This is a genomic window from Wenyingzhuangia sp. 2_MG-2023 (assembly GCF_030548295.1).
In the GTDB taxonomy this organism is placed as follows: domain Bacteria; phylum Bacteroidota; class Bacteroidia; order Flavobacteriales; family Flavobacteriaceae; genus Wenyingzhuangia.
This window is the reverse complement of record NZ_JAUOSB010000158.1, coordinates 1-245: the sequence shown is the minus strand read 5'-3', so window position 1 is coordinate 245 and position 245 is coordinate 1. Positions and strand designations below refer to the sequence as shown.

1 pseudogene is annotated in these 245 nt (G+C 36.3%); it reads left to right on the top strand.

Features of this window, described 5'->3' with window-relative positions:
- Positions 1-245, top strand: a pseudogene (locus Q4548_RS17320) (D-alanyl-D-alanine carboxypeptidase); the annotation flags it as partial.

Here is a 245-nt window from a genome sequence, read left to right as displayed (position 1 = left end):
CAAATACACATTTCGATAACCCTCATGGTCTTGATTCAGAAACCCATTATTCAACGGCATACGATATGGCAATACTTACGCGCTATGCGATGGAAAACAATACATTTCAAGAAATAAGCGGTTCGGAAAATTATATCTCTGAAAATAGATCATATAGCTGGAAAAATAAAAATCGTCTGCTTACACAGTTTTATGAATATTGTACAGGAGGGAAAACTGGATACACGAAGCAAACAGGTAGAACC